Source organism: Arthrobacter sp. AOP36-C1-22 (assembly GCF_052377515.1).
GTDB lineage: Bacteria > Actinomycetota > Actinomycetes > Actinomycetales > Micrococcaceae > Arthrobacter_H.
The window spans coordinates 31,621-48,840 of sequence record NZ_JBQSWW010000008.1; the positions used below are offsets into that span (position 1 = coordinate 31,621).

16 protein-coding genes are annotated in these 17,220 nt (G+C 69.3%); 6 read left to right on the forward strand and 10 right to left on the reverse strand.

What is annotated here, in order from left to right; all coding sequences use genetic code 11:
• Positions 1 to 80 precede the first annotated feature (80 nt).
• The 5 genes from ACT3S6_RS06465 to ACT3S6_RS06485 are packed head-to-tail and all read right to left on the reverse strand — an operon-like array spanning position 81 to position 3,903.
• Positions 81 to 1,046 carry an ABC transporter substrate-binding protein gene (locus ACT3S6_RS06465; protein WP_444554229.1) on the reverse strand — a complete coding sequence of 322 codons (966 nt, stop codon included), beginning with the start codon at positions 1,044 to 1,046 and terminating at the stop codon, positions 81 to 83.
• Positions 1,043 to 1,777, reverse strand: coding sequence for an ABC transporter permease (locus tag ACT3S6_RS06470; protein ID WP_444554230.1), 735 nt, complete (start codon positions 1,775 to 1,777; stop codon positions 1,043 to 1,045). Before ACT3S6_RS06470 ends, ACT3S6_RS06465 begins: the two co-directional genes overlap by 4 nt.
• Positions 1,774 to 2,457, reverse strand: a complete 684-nt coding sequence (locus ACT3S6_RS06475; RefSeq protein ID WP_444554231.1) for an ABC transporter permease — start codon at positions 2,455 to 2,457, stop codon at positions 1,774 to 1,776. The genes ACT3S6_RS06470 and ACT3S6_RS06475 overlap by 4 nt, the downstream gene beginning before the upstream one ends.
• Positions 2,444 to 3,421: an ABC transporter ATP-binding protein gene (locus ACT3S6_RS06480; RefSeq protein ID WP_444554232.1), complete on the reverse strand. Its 978-nt coding sequence runs from the start codon at positions 3,419 to 3,421 to the stop codon at positions 2,444 to 2,446. The genes ACT3S6_RS06475 and ACT3S6_RS06480 overlap by 14 nt, the downstream gene beginning before the upstream one ends.
• Positions 3,418 to 3,903 carry an NUDIX hydrolase gene (locus ACT3S6_RS06485; RefSeq protein WP_444554233.1) on the reverse strand — a complete coding sequence of 162 codons (486 nt, stop codon included), beginning with the start codon at positions 3,901 to 3,903 and terminating at the stop codon, positions 3,418 to 3,420. The genes ACT3S6_RS06480 and ACT3S6_RS06485 overlap by 4 nt, the downstream gene beginning before the upstream one ends.
• Positions 3,904 to 3,971: 68 nt before the next feature.
• Between ACT3S6_RS06485 and ACT3S6_RS06490 the strand changes: the two genes are divergently transcribed.
• The gene (locus ACT3S6_RS06490) at positions 3,972 to 4,457 is read left to right on the forward strand and encodes an Lrp/AsnC family transcriptional regulator (protein WP_444554234.1); all 486 of its coding nucleotides are present in this window, start codon (positions 3,972 to 3,974) and stop codon (positions 4,455 to 4,457) included.
• Positions 4,458 to 4,461: 4 nt separating this feature from the next.
• On the opposite strand, the gene ACT3S6_RS06495 is transcribed toward ACT3S6_RS06490, so the two are convergent.
• Positions 4,462 to 5,706: an MFS transporter gene (locus tag ACT3S6_RS06495; protein ID WP_444554235.1), complete on the reverse strand. Its 1,245-nt coding sequence runs from the start codon at positions 5,704 to 5,706 to the stop codon at positions 4,462 to 4,464.
• A 168-nt stretch (positions 5,707 to 5,874) separates the two neighbouring features.
• Between ACT3S6_RS06495 and ACT3S6_RS06500 the strand changes: the two genes are divergently transcribed.
• Both ACT3S6_RS06500 and ACT3S6_RS06505 read left to right on the forward strand, forming a co-directional pair.
• The gene (locus ACT3S6_RS06500) at positions 5,875 to 6,354 is read left to right on the forward strand and encodes an Lrp/AsnC family transcriptional regulator (RefSeq protein WP_444554236.1); all 480 of its coding nucleotides are present in this window, start codon (positions 5,875 to 5,877) and stop codon (positions 6,352 to 6,354) included.
• A gap of 61 nt (positions 6,355 to 6,415) precedes the next feature.
• Positions 6,416 to 8,338, forward strand: a complete 1,923-nt coding sequence (locus ACT3S6_RS06505) for a hypothetical protein (protein WP_444554237.1) — start codon at positions 6,416 to 6,418, stop codon at positions 8,336 to 8,338.
• On the opposite strand, the gene ACT3S6_RS06510 is transcribed toward ACT3S6_RS06505, so the two are convergent.
• From ACT3S6_RS06510 to ACT3S6_RS06520, 3 genes are all read right to left on the reverse strand, one after another.
• Positions 8,339 to 9,583: a phosphotransferase gene (locus tag ACT3S6_RS06510; protein ID WP_444554238.1), complete on the reverse strand. Its 1,245-nt coding sequence runs from the start codon at positions 9,581 to 9,583 to the stop codon at positions 8,339 to 8,341. It abuts the gene before it with no gap.
• A 33-nt stretch (positions 9,584 to 9,616) separates the two neighbouring features.
• Positions 9,617 to 10,597, reverse strand: a complete 981-nt coding sequence (locus tag ACT3S6_RS06515) for a hypothetical protein (protein ID WP_444554239.1) — start codon at positions 10,595 to 10,597, stop codon at positions 9,617 to 9,619.
• 94 nt (positions 10,598 to 10,691) lie between these two features.
• Positions 10,692 to 11,318, reverse strand: coding sequence for a GNAT family N-acetyltransferase (locus ACT3S6_RS06520; protein ID WP_444554240.1), 627 nt, complete (start codon positions 11,316 to 11,318; stop codon positions 10,692 to 10,694).
• Between the two features lie 117 nt (positions 11,319 to 11,435).
• On the opposite strand from ACT3S6_RS06520, the gene ACT3S6_RS06525 reads away from it, so the two are divergent.
• From ACT3S6_RS06525 to cpaB, 3 genes are all read left to right on the forward strand, one after another.
• Positions 11,436 to 12,035 carry a 5-formyltetrahydrofolate cyclo-ligase gene (locus tag ACT3S6_RS06525; protein ID WP_444554241.1) on the forward strand — a complete coding sequence of 200 codons (600 nt, stop codon included), beginning with the start codon at positions 11,436 to 11,438 and terminating at the stop codon, positions 12,033 to 12,035.
• Positions 12,036 to 12,127: 92 nt separating this feature from the next.
• Positions 12,128 to 12,502, forward strand: coding sequence for an FmdB family zinc ribbon protein (locus tag ACT3S6_RS06530; RefSeq protein ID WP_444554242.1), 375 nt, complete (start codon positions 12,128 to 12,130; stop codon positions 12,500 to 12,502).
• Positions 12,503 to 12,605: 103 nt separating this feature from the next.
• Positions 12,606 to 13,292 carry a Flp pilus assembly protein CpaB gene (cpaB, locus tag ACT3S6_RS06535; RefSeq protein WP_444554243.1) on the forward strand — a complete coding sequence of 229 codons (687 nt, stop codon included), beginning with the start codon at positions 12,606 to 12,608 and terminating at the stop codon, positions 13,290 to 13,292.
• Here cpaB and ACT3S6_RS06540 read toward each other — a convergent pair.
• A complete protein-coding gene (locus ACT3S6_RS06540; RefSeq protein ID WP_444554244.1) occupies positions 13,289 to 17,206 on the reverse strand; it encodes a DNA helicase in 3,918 nt (1,305 codons plus the stop codon). The genes cpaB and ACT3S6_RS06540 overlap by 4 nt on opposite strands.
• Positions 17,207 to 17,220: the final 14 nt, after the last annotated feature.

Consider the following 17,220-nt stretch of genomic DNA (forward strand, 5'->3'; position numbering starts at 1 on the left):
TCCCAGCATATGACAGCAGCGCCGGGTCATCCCGGAAGGATGACCCGGCGCTGCGGGAACCACTGGGGGTCGGTGAGGTGCTACTTCCCGTCCAGCCCCTTGTCCTTGAGCCATTCCCCGGCCGCCTCGGCCGGGTCCAGCTTCGCGTCACCGGAGACCGAGCGGTTCAGTTCCACCAGGTCGTCGGTGGTCAGTTCGCTGGAGACCTGGTCCAGCACCCCCGCCGCTTCCTGGCTGACCACGCCGGCGTTGATCAGCGGCAGGACCTGCTGGGCGATGAAGTTGTCCTTAGGGTCCTCCAGGGAGACCAGACCGTTGTCCTCGATGGCCGGGCTGGTGGTGAAGATGTCGGCGATCTGGACCTGATCGGAGATCAGCGCCTTCACGGTCAGCGGGCCGCCGCCGTCGGCAATGGGTTCGAAGGATTTCGGGACGCAGTCGTAGGCCTTTTCCAGCCCCGGCAGCCCGTAGGCGCGCGTCTTGAACTCCGGCGGTGCCCCCAGGACCAGCTTGTCGCAGACCTTCGCCAGATCGGACACCGTCTTGAGGTCATATTTCTCGGCGGTCGCCGAGGTGACGACCATCGAGTCCTTGTCCTCCGCCGCGGAGGCCTTGAGCACGCCGAGTCCCTCGGGCACGGCGTCCTGGAGCGCGTCGGTGATCTCCGTGTCGGAGACGGCCTTGGCGTCCTTGTCGAAGAAGAGCAGCAGGTTTCCCGAATAGTCCGGGACGACGTCGGCCGACCCGTCCTTCACGGCCCCGACATAGGCCTCGCGGGCCCCGATGCCAGGTTTGGTCGTCGCGTCGATCCCGGCGCCTTCCAGGGCCCCGGCATAGAGCTCGGCGATGATTTGGGATTCGGGGAAATCGGCGCTGCCGATGACCAGCGGTCGGTCCAGTGCCGACCCCGAGGCCTGGGCACTGTCGCCGGCCAGCGGGTCCGAGCCGCTGCAGGCCGACAGGCCGAGGGCTGCGACGATTCCGAGTGCGGCCGCGAGCCGGGCCCGGCGGACCGGGCGGGCTCCTGGTGGGTTGATGCGGTTCATGGGGTGCCTCCTGTGTTGGTTCTCAAGCCGGGCGAGACGGCAATCCGTTGGACCATCGCCAGCACCGCATCAACCACAATAGCCAATGCAGCGATGACGACGGCCCCGCCGAAGACCTGGGGGTAGTCACGGACGGCAATGCCGTCGATGAGATAACGGCCCAGCCCTCCGAGGTTGATGATCGAGACGATGGCGACGGTGGCGATGACCTGCAGGACCGCCAGACGCAGGGCGCCCATGAGGACGGGCAGCGCATTGGGGACCTCGACGGTGAAAAGCACCTGGGGTTCCGTCAGGCCCATGGCCCGGGCCCCATCGACGATTCCGGGGTTGACGGCGGAGATGCCTGCGGCGATCCCGGCCAGCAGGGGTGGCACCGCCAACAGCACCAGGGCCCAGATCGGCGGCATGATGCCCAGCGTTCCGGAGAGCAGGATGAACAAGGTGACCATGCCCAGCGTCGGCAGGGCCCGCAACATGCCGGATCCGGCGATAACCGCGACCCGGCCCTTGCCGGTGTGTCCGACGTAGAGCCCGATGGGGACGGCGATGACCAGGGCGATCGCCAGGGTCAGGCCGGTATAGGCCAGGTGCTCGACCAGGCGGGTCGGGATGCCTCCGGGGCCGGAGAGCGTCCCGGGGCGGGAGAACCATTCGGCGAGTCCGCCCAGCGGGCCGGCCGTGGGCACGGCGGCGGGCAGCAGGGCGAACGCCGTGGTGGGGGCGCTCATGCGGCCACCCACCGGGTCGCTCGCGGTGCGGTCCTGGCGCGTTCCCAGGGGGTGAGCATGCGTTGGGCCAACACGAGGATCAGGTCCATCAGCAGGGCCAGGAGCAACGTGGCGACGATGCCCACCCCGACTTCGAAAGTGAAACTACGCCGCAACCCGTCCATGAACAAGGTCCCCAGATTGTCGATACCGATCAGTGCCCCGACGCTGACCAGGGAGATGTTGCTGACCGAGACCACGCGCAACGCGGGAAAGAGCACCGGCAACGACAGCGGAAGGTCCACCGAGAAGAACCGGCGCACCGGCCGGTAGCCCATGGCGTCGGCGGCGCGCAGAACCGCGGGATCCACCGATTCCAGGGCATCGGCGGCACTCCGCACCAGCAGGGCGATGGCATACATGGTCAACGCGACGATGATGTTCAACGGGTCCAGGATCTGTGTGCCCAGGATGGAGGGCAACACCACGAACAACGCTAGCGAGGGGATCGTGTAGAGCAGGGCACTGAGCTGGACCACACCCCACCTCACGGTACGACGCCGGCGGGTTCCGTTGATGCGGATCAGCCGGGCCACGGGAATCGAGATGAGGGCCGCCAGCAGCAACGGCAGGATTGATTGGACCAGGTGGCTACCGGCCAGGCTCAACACCTCCTGCCAGTGGCCTTCAAGCCACTTCATCGTGGTCCCTCCCCCCGATCTGCCGGCCGATCTCCTCGGCATCCAGCAGTCCGGTTTCGGTTCCGTCCTCGTCCACGGCGAGCGCCAGCCCGGAGAGCGAGGTCAGGGCGGCGTCCAGGGCGGCGCGGACGGTGGAGGAGCGTGGGATCCGGACGGCCCGCGCCACGTCGTCGTCGGTATGGCCGGCCAGGGACTTCCAGCGCAGTTCGGTGGCGGGTCGGAAGGACAAAGCCCGGAAGCCACGGTCCCGGCCGATGAAGTGGGCGACGAAATCGTTGGCGGGGGCCCGCAGCAGTTCGTCCGGCGGGCTGAACTGTTGAAGTATTCCGGCGTTGCCCATCACCGCGACGTGGTCTCCCAGCAGGACCGCCTCGTCGATGTCGTGGGTGACGAAGACAATGGTCTTGGAGAGTTGGTCCTGCAGCCGCAGCAGTTCGTTCTGCAATTCCCCGCGGACCACCGGGTCCACGGCGCTGAAGGGTTCGTCCATGAGCAGCACGGGCGGATCGGCGGCCAGGGCGCGGGCCACCCCGACCCGTTGCTGCTGGCCCCCCGAGAGCTGGGAGGGGTACCGTCCAGCGAGTTCAGCGTCCAGCCCCACGGTCTCCAGCAGTTCCTGCACGCGGCGACGGTAGTCCGCCTTGGCGGTGCCGATGAGCCGGGGCACGGTGGCAATGTTCTCGGCGATGGTGCGGTGCGGCATGAGTCCGCCCGCCTGCATGACGTAGCCCATGGAACGGCGCAGCTGATAGGGGGCGACGTCGGCGATGTTGCGGCCATCGACCTCGATGGTGCCCGATGTCGGATCCACCATGCGGTTGATCATCCGCAGCGACGTGGTCTTCCCGCAGCCGGAGGGGCCGACGAAAACGGTGATGGAGCCCTCGGGAATCTCCAGGTTGAGGTCGGAGACGGCTGGAGCACCGCCGTCGTACTGCTTGTTCACCTGCTGGAATCGGATCATGGACGGCCCCCGTCGACGTGGTGGTGGTGTGCTTTCACGGCCCAATCAACCCGGGAGGTCCGCTCCAGCCGGGACAGCTCTGCGAGGTCGAACCAGCCGGCCTCGGAGGTGGTGCCGTCGACTTCGAATTCCAGTTCCCCGCCGGTGATCTCGGCGGAGTAGAGCACCGCGACGTTCTGCAGCGGTTTACTGGTCGGGTGCAATCTGGATTCGGCAGGAACATGTCCGGCATCGACGTCGAGCAGCGCGGTCAGGCGCACGTCGTAGCCGGTTTCCTCCGAGACCTCGCGGACGGCACCGTCCTCGATGGCCTCTCCGAGTTCGACGCCTCCCCCGGGGAGGGTCCAGCGGGGGGTGAAGCCAGGCCAACTGGGTCGCATGTCCCATAGGGCCAGCAGGATCTTGGATCGGCGGACCACCACGCAATAGGCGGCCAGCCGCGTATCGAAACCTGTCTCCGGCTTCCGGGGCGCAGCGCTCATGGCCCCAGCGTACTGTGCCGCAGACCCTCCCGCTCCGCGGACCCGGCCGCATGTGGTGGAATATTGGCATGCCTGCCGCCAAGAAGCCCCTGGGAAACGCCCCGTTGGACGAGGTCGACCGTGTGTTGATCACCGAACTGCTCGCCGACGCACGCATCAGCAATGCCGCGTTGGCCCAGCGGGCCGGAATCGCTCCGTCGACCGCCCTGCTGCGCACCCGCCAGCTGGTCGAGCGCGGGATCATCGAGGGCTACCATGCCCGGTTGCACCTACCGGCCGTCGGGCGCAGCGTCCAGGCGTTGATCGCGGTGAAGCTGCGGATCCACGACCGGGTGCAGATCGACCGGTTCACCGGTGGGGTTCCGCAGTTGCCCGAGGTCCTGTCGATGTTCCATGTCTCCGGCGGCACCGACTACCTGCTCCACGTCGCGGTCCCCTCCACGGAGGCCCTGCGCGATTGGGTCTTGGACAACCTGGCCACCGATGAAGCCGTCGGCCATACCGAGACGACGTTGGTCTTCGACCACGTCCAGGGGCAGGCCGGCCCGCTTTGAGGCCTTAGGCGGCCGCGGGTCGGCGGTGGGCCAGCACGCTGATGGCCACCGCCAGGCAGCCGGCGCCGATGATCCCGGCGAACCAGGCCACCGCTGCGGGCAGGCCGATGAGCCCGGCGACCAGGCCGAGGCAGAGCACGGGGACGGCGCTGCCCAGGTAGGTCACCACATACACGGTGCTGATGACCTGGGAGTGCTGGGAAGGTTCCACCGCCAACGCGACGTCGTTGAAGGCCGTGCGGAAGGCGGTGCCTTGTCCGGCCCCTGCGAGCAGGCTGGCGGCAATGAGCAGCGGCAGGCTGCGCACGGACCCGGCGACGGCGATCAGTACGATCCCGGTGGCCATGACCATCAGCGCCACCGGCAGCAACCCCCGGTGCGAGCGCCCCAGCAGTTGGGCGGCGGCCGAGGCCATGAGGGTCAGGGCCGCCAACGTGCCGATGCCCAGCATCGAGGTGATCCCGAACAGGTCGGCGAAATAGCGGGGCGCCAGTGAGAGGCCGAAGCCGAAGAGTGCGAAACTCAGGAACCCGATGGCGGCCGCCCGGCGGAACTGCACCCGGGCATCGGCCACGGGGCCCAGACGGCGCGGACGCAGGGCCTTGACGGCTGCCGCCCCCGGGGCCGGGTCCAGGGCGGGGCGGGCGTGCAGCACCCACAACGGCACCAGCACCAGCAGCAGGGCGAACCCCAGCAGCAGGAACGGCGTGAGGTCCGGCCGGGGAAACACGCCGAGCGCGCCGCCGAGCACCGGGCCCGCGGCCACCCCGGACGCGGAGGCCAGCAGGGTCAGCCGGCTGGCCCATTCGGGGTTGCGGGGCAGCAGTTCGCGCAGGGCGGCGCTGCTGGCTCCGGTGCACAGGGCGACGGCGGCCCCCTGCAGGATGCGGCCGAAGATCAGTCCGCCGAGTCCGGAGGCCATGCCGAAGACCAGCGAGCCGGCCAGGCCCACGAGGACCGCGACCACCAGGGCCGCCCGGCGGCCGATGTGATCGGACCAGTGACCGTAGAGCACCAGTCCGGCGATGAGGGCCAGCACGTAGGAGGCGAAAGCCAGCGTCACCGCGAAAGGCCCCAGATCGAGCTGCTCCTGCAGCAGCGGATACAAGGGCGTGGCCAGGTTCGCCCCGATGAGCAACAGCGTCATGGCCGCGAAGGTCAGCAGCAGCCGCGCCTTCACGGAGGCGTTCCAACCGCGGGTGGAGGCGGTGGGCTGGGCGCGCATGCGCAGTTCGCTGATGACGGTCACGAGGCCTCACAGGGTGGGTCGGGCGGTGGCGGCCTGAACGGTGGATGTCCCGCTTTGACCTTCGAGTAGCCATTCTGGGTGAGGATGAGCCGAAATAGTACATATAGAAGTTCAAAATTGATGGTTTTGATCAAAATTTATTGTCAATGTGATCTACTGGGACGCACTATGGCTACTTTTGATGAACTCGAATTGCGTCTGGTGCTGGCCCTGCTCGAGGACCCCCGGGCCCAGATCGGGGACCTCTCCACCACCTTGGGGGTCGCCCGGAACACCGTGCAGTCCCGGCTTAAACGCCTGGACCGGACCGGGGTGCTGCGCCATGGCGGACGGGAAGTGGATCTGGCGGCGCTGGGATTCGACGTGCTGGCCTTCATCACCATCGAGGTCTCCCACCGCGAGCTCGATTCCGTCATCGCCGCCCTGCGCACCCAGGAGCAGGTCCTGGAGGTCCATGAGATCTCCGGGCGCGGCGACGTCTGGTGCCGGGTCGTCGCCCGGGACACCCACCACCTGCAAAGCCTGTTGCGCTCGATCCTGCGCATGCGCGGGGTGATCCGCACCGAGACCTCCCTGGCCTTGAGTGAACACATCCCGTACCGCGCCGAACCACTACTTCGGCACCTCGCCGGGCCGGGCAGGCACTAAGCTGGAAGGCCACCGGCCACCCGGGAACGAACGAAACGCAGAACTTGGGAGAATCAGGTACTTGTCGGCATTGACACAGCGGCTGCAGGAGATTTCCGGCATGCCGCAGCCGGACCCGCTGGCCTCGCCCGCCACCGCCCACGGTTGGCTTGAGCTGGCCTACGACCGCGCCTATTCGGAGGACCATCCGGGGGCCGCGCGCGCCGCAGCCGCCGGACTCGATCTGCTGCGCCCCCTCTTGGCAGGGGCCCCCGCGACCGGGGAGGGTGTCTGCGCGACCGGGGAGGACTCCCCCGCCCTCGAGACCGCCTTGTCGCTGCTCGGGGTCCTGGCCTCGGTCCAGCAGCTCGATGGCAACATCTCCGACGCCGAGGAGGCCGCCGCCCGGCGGATCGTCCTGTTGCGCTCTGCCGGCCGGACCCATCAGGCCGATCTCGAGGAACATCTGGGCGGGCTGCTCTTCCGCGAGCCCCGTCCCGAGGAAACCGCCATCCTGCAGGCCGCCCTGGCCACCCATGCGGCCTCCGGGGCCCACGCCGACGTCCTGGCCGATGCCCGGCTCCCCCTGGCCGTGGTCCGCTTCGAGGGCGGCGACGAATCCGCCTTGGAGGAGTTGCAGCGCTGTGCCGACGACTACCGCGATGGCGGTCGTGCCGAAAGCGAGGCCGGGGCGCTGCTGTACCTGGCCCACGGCTTCGCCAAACACGGCCGGCAGCCCGAGGCCATCGAGGCCGCCGACCGGTTGCTGGCCCTGCGGACCAACCAGGCGATGCGGGCGGCGATCTGGATGGTCAAGGCCTCCTGCCACCACGAATTGGGGCATCCGGTGGAGGCAGAGGGCTGCGCCGTCGAGGCGCTGGAATTGTATTCGGCCTCCGGGGTGCGCCGCGGGGCGATCTCCGCCGCCGCCCTGGTGGCCAACTTCGCCTCGGCCGATCTGGACCAGGACGCTGCGATCACCGCTTGGCGGATAGCCGTCGAGCAGGCCGAACGCGGAGAATTCGAGGAGACCTGGGCCATCCGTCTGGCCCTGGGCAACCAACTGCTGGAGGCCGAGGAGTTCCTGCTCGCCGAGGAGGTCCTCGAATCGCTGGCCCAGCTGTTGGAAGCCCGCGGACGGGAGGATGACGCCGCCCGGACGCTGATGTCCCTCGGGCATTGCCTGCGGCACCAGGATCGCGAGGTGGATGCCCTGCAGGTCTGGGAGAAGGCCGCCGCCGGGTTCGAGGCCTCCGGACTGGCCGGCGATGCCGCCCGCGCCCACCTCAGCGCCGGCACCCTGCTCTCGGACGCCGAGGACCCCGGGGCCTGCCTGGCCCATTTCTCCCGCGCCACCGAGCTGGCGCGCGCCTGCGAAGACGATCCGACCGTCCTGCCGGTGGCCCTGCACGCCTACGGCCACGCCCTGTCCGAAAGCGGGGACCCCACCGGTCTGGTCATCCTGGCCGAGGCGATCGAACTCGCGGACGACGACGGGGCCGACTGGCATCAAGCGGACTTCCGGGACACCCGGGCCCGCTCACTCTGGGCGTTGGGCTACCCCACCGAAGCCGTGGCCGCGGCCTTGGAGGCCGCCGACCTCTTCCGGGTGGCCGAGGACTCCGACGGGGCCGGCAACGCCGAGCTCTTTGCCGCCCATGTGCTCTCCCAGACGGACCGCGGGGACGAGGCCATCCAGTTGTACCGGCTCATCGCGGCCGAACACCGCCAGAGCGTCGCGCACTTCTATGCGGCCCAACGCGGCCTTTCCGAGGTCCTGACCACCCTCGGATTGCCGGTGCAGGCCAAGGAGGCCGCGGATCTGGCCAACCGGGCCCTCGTGGAGGCGCAGGAGACCTATGACCGCGACGAGCCGGAGGACGACGAGGAACCCCGGGACGGCAACGATCCCGCCCCCACGACCGGGGCCAACGCCACCGACCCGGAGGACCCGGTGGAAGGTCCGGACCCGCAGGGCACCCCGGAGGACCCTGAACCCGGCTAGCTACTGCGCCAGTTCGGCCAGCCGCCGGGCCACGTCGAGGCGGGCCAGTGCTTCCCGGTTCCAGGTCCGCATGCCCGGCCTCCTGGCCCCGGCGATGAGGGACACCGCCACGGCTGCAGCCCGGGCGTAGAGGGAGCCGGCCTCCACCTCCCGAGAGAATTCGGTGCCCCACGCCTGCAGCGTCGACCAGATGATTCGTTCCCGTCGGAAGTTCCTGCCCCCGAGCGCGGGGATCATGGCCAGGTGTCCCAGCAGGCAGGCCAGGTCATCGACCCGGTGTCCCGGTCCCACCGAGTCCAGATCCAGGAGCCCGCTGACCGCGGGGCCGTCCATGAGCAGATTGGCTTCGTAAAAGTCCCCGTGCACCGGAACCACCGGTCCGGCGTCGTGCGCGTCGATGACCAGGCGCAGGTGGTCCGCCAGCGCGGCGATCCCCCGGCGTTCCTCCGGCAGCGCGCTACCGGCCGCGTGGGCGTAGCGGGACAGTCGGTCCGTCCAGGACGGGTGGCGGGGAAGATCCAGCACCGCGGCGGGCAGCCGGTCCAGCAGGGACACCAGCGTGGCCGGGTGCACCCCGCCGGCTCCTTCCAGGCGCATGGCCGCGCCCAGCGCGGTGCCGGGGAGCCCGGCGGTGGCCACGACCGAATGGGCCACCGGGTCGAGCACGTCGGCCACGGGCAGGCCGGCGTCGGCCAGTAGCCGGTGGCGCAACACCAATGGTTCGGCCTGCCCGGCCCGCAGGACCTTCAAATACACCCTGCGGGTGGCCACCACCGGCCCGGGGGTCGAGAAATCAGCGCGGAAGACGGCCCGGCGCAAGGGGCGGTAGGTCATGGTCCGCAGATCCGTCAGACGGTCACCACCACCCCAGAGCCGTTCGGCGGTGGCTGCGACCCCGGCATGGGCCAGGCCCGGCAGCCGGGGGTCCTGCGGATGGAGCCAACTGGAGATCCGTAACGGGATCCTCGCCCGGTCCACTCCCACGGGACCGGGGACATCGCTACGCCGCAGCCCCGGCGATGCCTCCAGCCGTTCGGTGCTCAGGCCCACGAAATGCTCGGTGGTGCCGCGACGCAGCGAGTAGACGGCGCTGGCCCCGGCGCCGGGCCGCAACTGGAACTGGACCTGGCGGGCCGTTCCGGCCACCCGGGCGTCGAAGTGGTCCGCCCAGACCCGGGCAATCAGTGTCGGTGCGTGGCGGCCCAGGGCCTCTGCCTGTTCGGCGTCGGACCATCCGGGCTGCATGGGTGGGGACCGCGGTGTCGGCTACCCGCCGGTTCAGGCCCGGCGGCGCTGCAGGACGGCGTCGAGGTTCATCCCGCCGGCCGGTGCCGCGGGACGACGACGGGGTGCCTCGGCCACTGCGGGCAGTTCCCCGCCCCGTTCGGCGCGCTCGGCCCGTTCGGCCAGCTGGGCCTCCTGCTCGGCGAGGCGGGTCTGCGCCAGGATGCTGGTGGCCTTCTGCGGCTTCTTCTCCTCGCCGGCCGGCAGCGGCTCGGGGGCGGGGCGTTCGGCCTTGGCGGCTCCGACGTAGGTGGGCTTCGGCACGGCGACCGGTTCCCAGGTCGCCGGGGCGGTCGGGGCCGCGAGCGGTGCGTGGTGACGGACGGTGCCGTGGGCTGCGGGGGCCGAAGCCTGCGCGTTCTCCTGTTCCCGGGCGTCGAAGACCTCCGTGGCCTGGTGCCGGACGACCGGTTCGGCCGGCCGGGTGTCCATGGCTTCGTGGAAGATCGCGTCCATGCGGGCCAGGACCTTGCGCCGGCGATCCCGCACGGCCAGCACGCGCAGTCCGATGAAGGATCCCACGAGCACGATCGCCCCGATGAGCGGGACGAGCCCAGAGAGGATCCCGAAGGGGGCCAACAGTCCACCGACCACCAGCGCCAGCGCGGCCAGGACGCCGGCCAGGGCGATCGACAGCCGGCCGTATCGGATCCGGAAACCCGCCGTGGTCGGTGCGGCGGTCCGGGTCCGTGCGGGCGTTGCCATGGTGTTCCTCCGGGGACGTTCGGTGTCGTGGGCTGGGCTGGTCGTCGGGGCCTGGGTCGGCGGGCCCTCGGCGGGGTCCGGGCCGTCCGGCGCCGGTGTTTCGTCCAGCCGGTCGGGGCCGGACGTAAGTGCTTCGTCGGGCGCCGAGGCGAGCACGAAGGCGGGCTCGCCGGTTCGCCGACCGCGACGGATGAGTGAGGGGACGATGAAGGCGAGCAGCACGGCGATCATGGCCGCCAGGACCACTGAGCTTTCGACTTGGATGTCCACACCTCGACGTTACGTGGCCCACCGCGCAGGGGGCGGCATTGACCCCGGTGTGTCCGCTCCGAAGTCGGTCCCGGACCCCTGCATGACCTGCGGTTCAGCGGGTGGCGGCGTCGCCCAGCCACCGTTGGAGCAGTCCTTCGGGGACCTCTTCGGAGGTCAGCGCGAAGGCCCGGTGGTCGCACCAGGCGCCGTCGATGTGCAGGAAGCGTTCGCGGACACCCTCATCCCGGAATCCGAGCTTGTCCACCACGCGCAGACTGGAGGCGTTTGCAGGGCGGATGTTGATTTCCATCCGGTGCAGTCCCAACGTCGAGAAGCAGTAGTCGGTGGCCAGGGCCACGGCATGCGGGGTGATCCCCCGGCCGGCGTACCGGCCATCCACCCAATACCCGAGCGAGGCACTCAGCGCCGACCCCCAGAGGATGCCCGAGACGGTGAGCTGGCCGACCATCGTCGGTTCGCGTCGGTCGCTGGTGCGCAGGCCGATCGCCCACGGAAGGGTCAATCCGGCCCGGGCCTGGCGGTTGAGCGAGGCGATCATGTCCCGGTAGCTCGGCAACGGCCCCTCGGGACGTGGGGACGTGGCTTCCCAGGGCTGCAGCCAGTCGGCGTTGCGCCGTTTCAACGCCATCCATTCGGCCTTGTCCCGGTAGCGCAGCGGCCGCAGGAGAAGATCGTCGCTTTCCAGTACCACCGGCCACGAACCGGTCCCGAATCCCATGCCCCCAGCTTATCCTCAGCACCGCGGTTCGGAGGCCTCGACGCAGGGGTGCTTCATCGGGCGGTCCCTGCCCTCGGCTTCGGCCCTCTGCTGTCCTACCATCGAGGAGTGGAGACGATGAGCAAGGCGGCGGCCCGTACGCATTTCCGGACCCTGCGCAGTGAAATGGATCCCGAACGACGCCGGCAGGAAGCCAGGGGCATCGCCGCGGTCCTGCTGGATTGGCTGGGCCGGGACCGGAGATACACCTTGACCTCGGTCCTGTCCTTCGGCTCCGAGCCACCCACCGCGGAACTGCTGGACCGGCTGCATGGGCTGGGACACCGGATTCTGGTCCCCATCTGCGAGCCGGGGCGGCAACTGTCGTGGGCCGACTGGTACCCCTCGGTTCCCATGGCCCGGGCCACGGTGGCCCCGATCGACGAACCCGTCGGGGAACGCCACGGGGTGGAGGTCATGGACGACGTCGATGTCGTCCTGGTCCCCGCCCAGATCGTGGATCCCGACGGTGGACGGCTGGGCCAGGGCGGCGGATACTACGACCGCTTCATCGCCTCGCTGGCCGAGCGCAGAACCCGGCCGGTGCTGTTGGCCATGGTCTACGAGCACGAGCTCGTCCCGGCAGGGACCTTCGAGGTCGGGGAACTGGACCAGCCGGTGGACGGGGTCCTCACCGCCTCGGGAATCACCTGGATCGGTCCTCCGCGCACCGCATGAGGTAGAATTGGCACTCGACGGATGTGAGTGCCAAGAAGGCCTCGATGGACCGCACCGGCCCTCCGCCGAGACCAGTGCAATGAAGGAAGACAATGCCCACTTATGCCTATGCCTGCAAGGATTGCGGCCACGCCTTCGACACCGTGCAGTCCTTCAGCGAGGATTCGCTGACCGAATGCCCCCAGTGCCATGGCTTGCTGCGCAAGAAGTTCAACAGCGTCGGCGTCGTGTTCAAGGGATCCGGTTTCTACCGGAACGATTCACGGAACAGTTCCAACGGCTCCTCCCCGGCGACGAAGGATTCCACCTCCGGGACCAAGGCCGGCGGGTCGGACTCCGCGTCGACGTCGGAGTCGTCCTCCGATTCCTCCTCGGGCACCTCTACGGACTCCTCCTCCACGGGATCCTCCGGATCCTCCGGGTCCTCCGGAGCCTCATCGGCGCAGAAGGTCTCCACGAACTCCTGACGGACACCTCACAGGGGCCGCGGTCTCCCCTGGGGGCCGGCTTCGTCCACAACCGGCGGTCTCCGGGTCGCCCCGGACGGCCGACTCCGGGCCTACTGGAGGCATGAGAACCAGAGAGCGTCGTGCCGCGTCCGGCCGGACCAGTGGATATCGACGATCCTGGCGTGAGGTCCTGGCCCGCTACCGCCGCCCGCTGGTGGCCGCCTTGGCGGCGTTGACCGTCGCCGTTTCACTATCGGCACTGGCCCCGGAGCACACCGAGACCTCCGCCGTCGTCGTCGCGGCCCGGGACCTGCCCTCGGGAGCCGTCTTGGACGCCACCTCCGTGCGGATCGTCGAACTGGCCCGTGAGGCCCTGCCCCCTGGTGTCCTGGACGACGTCGAAGCCGTCACCGGGGAACAACTGGCCTTTCCGGCGGCGTCGGGGTCACCGCTGGCTTCGGCCATGCTGGTCGGACCCGGACTGTTGACCGGTACGGCCTCCGGGACGGTCGCCGTGCCGGTTCGCCCCAGTGATCCCGAGACGATCGGGCTGCTCTCCCCCGGCCAGCTGGTCGACGTCGTCCTCAGCGAAGGCAACGGCTACGAGCGCGCCGTTGATTCGGAAGTGATCGCCCATGGGGTCCCGGTGTTGTGGGTGCCCACCGGTGCCGCCGACACCTGGTTGGATGCGGGTGAATCGGCGGGCATGGTGGTCGTTGCCGCCTCACAAAAGGATTCGGCCGCTCTGGCGGGGGCCGCCGCCCGGGGACGGATCTTCCTGGTCCTCGTCGGCCCCGGTTCCTCCTAGCCCCAGTGCGGCGGGCGCTGTTCGCGCAACCACTGGTCGTGGTTTCCTTCGCCATCGCCCCAACCGTGCGGGTCGTCGTCGCCGGAACGGGTCGGAAGCACCGGCTCGCTCCCCTGGCCCGCGGTCCGGTCCGCCGGAGCACCGGCTCCCGGATCGGCGGCGTGCCGGCCGGCGGGGTTCTCCGCCTGGCCGGTCCGGTCGTGGTCCTGTGCGTGCGATTCCATCTCATCCTCCCGGTCGTGTGCGGTAGCTGCCGGATCGTCCAGCCCCAGGGAGCGGGCCATGGTCGAGGCGATGCTCGCCGGGTCCGAGAACACGTCGATCGTCCACAACGGGATGTACCGCCAGCCCATGGTCTCCAGCAGTTGCGGGCGCAGCCGGCTGCGTTCGCGCACCGTCATGTTCCGGTATTCCTCGGTCCCGTCGGACACGACGGCCAACGGCAGTTCGGCGCCTTGGCTCGTATCGGCTGCCTGGGCGGCCAGATCCAGCACGCCACGGTAGCGTTCCTTCACGATGGCCCCTGCCGCTTCCAACCGTTCCTTCAGATCCGCCACCAGCGGGTCCTCCAGAGGATGCCCGTCACCGGTGACCCCGGATTCGCCGGAGAGGACGCGGCCGACGAGTTCGATGAACTGGCGTGCCCCGCCGGTCACCCGGTCCATGTCCATGTCCTCCGGGGCCACGGCACTCACCAGATGCAACAGATCGCGCGAACGGGTCACCCCGGTCACGAAAAGTTCGTCGCCTCGTTCGGAGGACAGCGCGCCGAAGTCATGCAGGCTCTTGCCATGCGGGGTCCGGCCGTAGCCCAGCGAGAAGATCACGGCATCGCGGACCAGACCGTGGGCACGTTCGACGGAGGAGACCTGGAAGGCCTCCACCCGTTCCTTGAAGAAGGGTTGGGCCCAGGGGTGGTTGGGCAGCTGGAGCGAAATCGCCTCGGCGATCCGGGCGGCATGACGTTGGTTCGCGGCGATCACGGCCAAGGAGCGGTGCGGGCGGCGACGGATGTGGCTGAAGACCAGATCCACGATCCGGTTGACTTCGGCGACGGTCGTCTCCACGGATTCGCCGCCGGAACCGGGCATCCCGGTCCCGTCCGGGACATAATCCACCGACAACGAAGGCGTTCCGCCGGACATGGCCCGGGCCGCCGGCAGCCGGTGCAGCGAGCCCGAGTAGTAGGCGCGACCCAACGCTTCGGTCAGTCCCTCATCGACTCCGCGATAGACGGTCCGCAGGCGCCGCAGCGGCAGCACGGTGGAGAGTTCCTCGAAGGTGCTGGCCGGTTCGTGGGGCGCCCGGGCCGAGGCGGTCGGATCGACCGAGACGTTGAAACCGCGGGGTTTGCCCAGCATGGCGTCGCCGAAGGCGATGACCTGTCCGGAACGGCTGATCGAGCCGACCGCCGAACGCAACGACAAGGCATCGGCGTCGAGCAGGATCACGGCATCGAATTCGACGTCCTCGGGGACGACGGCCGGGATCAGCAGCGGGGAGCCGACCCAGACGGGGACCAGGGCGTTGACCAGGCCGACGCCCAGGCCGGCGACGTCCTCCAGGGTTGGTTCGCCGTTCTTGAGCAGGGCCCGGAGTTCCCGGGAGGCGGCCCGGTGGTCAGCTAGGGCGGCCTTCCATCGTTGGGCCAGCTGCCAGCGCAGCCGCGAGGCGCCCGAGGCGATGTGGGCGTTGTCGGCGAGGCGGTATTCGGCCTCGAGCCGGCGCAGGCTCGCGCCGTCGGACATCGCCAGGTATTCGTCACCGGAGATCATCGCCTCCAGCGCGGACTGCCACCAGGCCAGGTCCAGCTCGGCGGCCACCTCCTCGGCGACCACTTCGCGTTCGGCCAGGTCCTCGAGCAGTTCACCGAGTCCCTGTTCGCGCAGCTGTTCCAGGACCAGGGTCCTCTCGGGCAGCACGTGCAGGGCATTCTCGTCGTCGACGAGCTCCTTCAGCCGGGTCACCAGGTCACCCAGGGGCAGATGCTGCAGCTCGTCATCGGCGTCCACGGGGGCGAGGGATTCGTCGAGCCGGGCGATCCGCCCGGCGGCATCGAGGTAGGCCTTGTTCAGTTCGATCAGCCCGGTGGGGACCTTGGGGTGGCGCTGGCTCGTGGCATAGCTGTTCCACAGTTCGCGCTGCTGCTGCACCTCGATGATCGAGTGGTGCAGATCGGAGATGTGCACGCCGGGGCGCACGTATTCCTTGGCCACCCGGCGTAGTCGTGAACGCGTGATCGAACTCATTTCGATGCCGCGTTCACGGCGCCAGGAGGAGCTGGCGGTGGCACTGATGAGGTCCTCGACCGAACGGTCGAAGATATCGGGCTCGAATTTATCCAGCGATCCGCGCACGGCCACCAGCAGGTCCAGCTGGGCACCCCATTCAACGAAGGTCTCCCCCAAGGTGATCTCCGAATGTTCGGCGACCTTGAGCATCCGGGCGTGCAGTTCTGGCAGGTCCTCGGCCAGCGAGCTGGCGATCTCCAGCGCGTCGTCGGTCTCCCGCCGGTTGCGCAGGCGGGCTCCGTACCAGGGGCTGGCGGCGGTGGAGGCGGTGAAGCTGCCGACCTCGGCGGCCCGGTGCAGGCGGACCGCGGTTTCCTCACGGTCGCTGATGCTGTCCAGGACGGAGCGTTTGAGCCGCACCGAGGTGGCGGGCGCCGGTTCCATGGAGGTCAGGCGGGCCAGTTCCTGCATGGCCTGGTAGGGCGAGCAGCCCCACCGGCTGCGCACGTCATGCAACGAGTTCACGTGGTCCAGCAGGGCATGGCGGTGCTCCGTGAGGCGTTGGTGGAGCTGGCCCAGCTGTGGTTCGGTGGCTCGTTCGTTGCGCAGGATGGCCTGGGTCAACTGATCACGCAGTTCCTCCGGTCCGACCTCCGGGGACAACCGCAGGGCCATCGACGCCAGATCGAGTTCGGCCAGTTTTTCCGTCAGGCTCCGGGAGGTGTCCCGGCGTTCCGCCACGACGAGCACGCGTTTGCCCTGGCCGGCAAGGATGGCCGCGGCGTTGACGGCCGTCTGGGTCTGTCCGGTGCCGGGCGGGCTGGAGACGACGACGGATTCCCCTGCGTCGACGAGGTCCAGGACCTCCTGTTGGCTGGCATCCGCGTCCAGGACCAGGGCCTCATCCGCGGGGTGGCGTTCGTCGCTGCTCAGGACGGTGACCTCGGGCTCGTCCACGACGACGTCCTCACCGGCGTCCTCGCCGGCGTCCTCGGCCAGCAAGCGGGAGATGACCGGATGGGTGGTATCGATGAGCGAGGGGTCGGCGGGATCGGCCAGATCGGCGAAGGTCGAAACCAGGAGCCGGTGTTCGATGACCGTTCCGGGAAGGGAGGCCACCTGTTCGCGCAGCGTGTCCAGCGCGCGGCGGGGATCGAAACGGGCGGTCATGTATGCGGCGCCCTCGAGGGCCTCCACGTCGATGTCCAGTCCTTGCTGCTCCTGGAAATAGCGGACCAGCGCCGGATTCACCTGCGCCCGGCCGGCCAGCTGGACCTCGTCCTCTTCCTGGCCTTCGCGCTGGGTCAGCGAGATCCGCCCGAGCATGATCGGGGCGCTGAACTGTTCGGAACGGCCGTCCTGTACCGCCCGCCAGGTCGCCACGCCGGAGGCCAGGTAGCCCACGTCGATGCCGCGGTCCTCGGACAACTCGCGGATCTTCGCGCGCAGGGCCCGGGCGGTGCGACGACCCTGGTTATAGGCGTCGACGTCGCGCAACAACATGGACAGCCGGGTCCTCCGTCCGGCCAGGAACTGGGCCAGCCCCGAGGGATGGGCGTGGGTGATGTCGATGCAGTTGGACGTCGAACCGGCAAAGCGCAACAGGGTGTCGGTACCCGCCCCCGGACCGAGCTTCTCCAGCCAATCGGTCAATGCTGCCTCGCCTTGTTGCGTCCCTACCACCGGAACACCACCTT

Excerpts from the sequence above, each read along its gene's own strand:
- ACT3S6_RS06490 (WP_444554234.1), top strand. The coding sequence starts at position 3,972 with ATGCCTGCCGCCAAGAAGCCCCTGGGAAACGCCCCGTTGGACGAGGTC.
- ACT3S6_RS06520 (WP_444554240.1), bottom strand. The coding sequence starts at position 11,318 with ATGGGATTCGGGACCGGTTCGTGGCCGGTGGTACTGGAAAGCGACGAT.
- ACT3S6_RS06485 (WP_444554233.1), bottom strand. The coding sequence starts at position 3,903 with ATGAGCGCTGCGCCCCGGAAGCCGGAGACAGGTTTCGATACGCGGCTG.
- ACT3S6_RS06510 (WP_444554238.1), bottom strand. The coding sequence starts at position 9,583 with ATGCAGCCCGGATGGTCCGACGCCGAACAGGCAGAGGCCCTGGGCCGC.
- ACT3S6_RS06500 (WP_444554236.1), top strand. The coding sequence starts at position 5,875 with ATGGCTACTTTTGATGAACTCGAATTGCGTCTGGTGCTGGCCCTGCTC.
- ACT3S6_RS06465 (WP_444554229.1), bottom strand. The coding sequence starts at position 1,046 with ATGAACCGCATCAACCCACCAGGAGCCCGCCCGGTCCGCCGGGCCCGG.
- ACT3S6_RS06475 (WP_444554231.1), bottom strand. The coding sequence starts at position 2,457 with ATGAAGTGGCTTGAAGGCCACTGGCAGGAGGTGTTGAGCCTGGCCGGT.
- ACT3S6_RS06525 (WP_444554241.1), top strand. The coding sequence starts at position 11,436 with ATGAGCAAGGCGGCGGCCCGTACGCATTTCCGGACCCTGCGCAGTGAA.
- ACT3S6_RS06530 (WP_444554242.1), top strand. The coding sequence starts at position 12,128 with ATGCCCACTTATGCCTATGCCTGCAAGGATTGCGGCCACGCCTTCGAC.
- ACT3S6_RS06480 (WP_444554232.1), bottom strand. The coding sequence starts at position 3,421 with ATGATCCGATTCCAGCAGGTGAACAAGCAGTACGACGGCGGTGCTCCA.
- ACT3S6_RS06470 (WP_444554230.1), bottom strand. The coding sequence starts at position 1,777 with ATGAGCGCCCCCACCACGGCGTTCGCCCTGCTGCCCGCCGCCGTGCCC.
- cpaB (WP_444554243.1), top strand. The coding sequence starts at position 12,606 with ATGAGAACCAGAGAGCGTCGTGCCGCGTCCGGCCGGACCAGTGGATAT.